This window comes from Hymenobacter saemangeumensis (genome assembly GCF_039541835.1).
Lineage (GTDB): Bacteria > Bacteroidota > Bacteroidia > Cytophagales > Hymenobacteraceae > Hymenobacter > Hymenobacter saemangeumensis.
Map to the genome: position 1 here is coordinate 1 of NZ_BAABGZ010000005.1, position 1,813 is coordinate 1,813.

The 1,813-nt window shown below is 68.0% G+C and carries 2 protein-coding genes; both read left to right on the forward strand.

Translation table 11 applies throughout. The features are described 5' to 3' along the window. Positions 1-366, forward strand: a 366-nt coding sequence (locus ABD919_RS00520; RefSeq protein WP_345232802.1) for a sensor histidine kinase, incomplete at its 5' end; no start/stop codon positions are given. 35 nt (positions 367-401) lie between these two features. Next, a partial coding sequence (locus ABD919_RS00525; RefSeq protein WP_345232804.1) for a tetratricopeptide repeat protein occupies positions 402-1,813 on the forward strand: 1,412 nt, incomplete at its 3' end.

Sequence of the window (1,813 nt, forward strand, 5' to 3'; positions counted from 1 at the left end):
CCGGACGGGCGGCTGAAGGTGCAGCTGGAAGTGGTGGGCCTCGACCAGGGCGGGCGCCTGGAGCCGACGGTGGAGAACGTGCTCTTTCGCGTGATTCAGGAGCTGGTGCAGAACATCATCAAGCACGCGCAGGCCACGCAGGTCACGCTGCAGATTATTCGCTCCGAGCGGGAGCTGACGGTAATGGTGGAGGACAACGGGGTGGGGTTTGACCCCAAGGCCCTGGGGGAGGAGGCCGGCATCGGGCTGCGCAACATCGAGAGCCGCATGGCTTACCTGGGCGGGCAGGCCGACTTTGACGCCGCCCCCGGCCGCGGCACCACCGTCGTCCTGGAAGTGCCCCTCACCGCGGTAAGTCAGGCCTGAGTAACCAACTACATTGCAAGCGCTACTTTCTTACTATGCTGTTCCATTACCGTACTCTGCGCTGGGGCCTGCTCGGTATCATCCTGACTGTGTGCAGCTTCATTCCCATGGCCCAGGCGCAAAGCAGCCTTTCGCCGTTGGCCGACAGCCTGGCCCGGCGCCGGGCCCAGGCCCCCGACTCGGCCCGCCTGCGCCTGCTGCTGGCCGATGCTGCCCTGCTGCGGGCCGGGGAGCCGCAGCAGGCCAAGCAGCTCGCTACGCAAGCCCTGGAGCTGGCCTATAAAACCAAACGGGCCAGTCAGGAGCAGGCTGCCCGGCTGCTGCTGGGGCGCATGGCCAATGCCGAAGGTGACTTAACGTCTGCCACCCGCCACCTGCTCGGTGCCCTGCGCCTGGCCGAGCAGCGCCAGGACACAGTAGGCCAGGGAACGGCGCTGCTGAACCTGTGCAGCACCAACAAGAACCTGAAGCAGTTTGAGTCGGGCCTGCGCTATGCCCGCCGGGCCCAGGCTCTGCTGGCGCCGCTGGCCCGCCGCGGCAATGCCCGCGCGGCCAAGGCCCTGGCCACGGCCCTGAACAACAGCGGCACCTTGCTGCAGGAGTCCAAGCAGCTCGACCTGGCCCGCACCGACTTTCTGGCCTCGCTGCGGCAGGCCCGCGCCCTGGGCGACTCCGGCATTGCCGTGCTGGCCCTCTACAACCTGGGCGGCCTGGCCCTGCTGCAGAAGCAGGGGGAACGGGCCCATGCCTACTACCGCCAAACCCTGGCCATCGACCAGGCCGATGGCAATGTACAGGGCCAGGCCGAGTCCTGGCTGAACCTGGGCGATGCCCTGGCCCTGCTGCACCGCCCGGCCGAAGCGGAAGCAGCCTACTGGCAAGCCCTGCGCCTGGCCCGGCAGGCCCAGGTGCTGCCCGTGGTGCGCGTAGCCTACAACGGCTTTGCTATCCTGTACGAAGACCTGGGCCAGCCCGCCAAAGCCCTGCTTTGGCAGAAGCGCTTCCAGGCCCTGAACGACTCCATGTTTCAGGAGGAAAGCACGCAGCAGGTGGCGGAGATGGAAACCAAGTACGAAACCGAGAAAAAAGAAGCCCAAAACCGGCTGCAGGCGGCGCAGCTGCGCGAGCAGCAGCAAATCATCCGCCAGCGCAACGCCCAGCTGCTAGCCGCCGGTGCCGTGCTGCTGCTCATTGCCGGCCTGGGCTACCTGCTGTACACGCGGCGGCGGCTGCGGCGGGAAGTGGAGTTTGCCCGCGAGCGGCAGCAATTGCAGCAGCAGCGGGCGGCGGCGGTGCTCGAGGCCGAGGAGGCCGAGCGGCGGCGCATCGGCTCGGACCTGCACGACGGGGTGGGGCAGCTGCTCACCGCCGCCAAGCTCAACCTGCACGCCTTGGGCGAGGAGCTGGGCCTGCCCACCCAGGGCCAGCAGGCCATGCTGCAGAACGC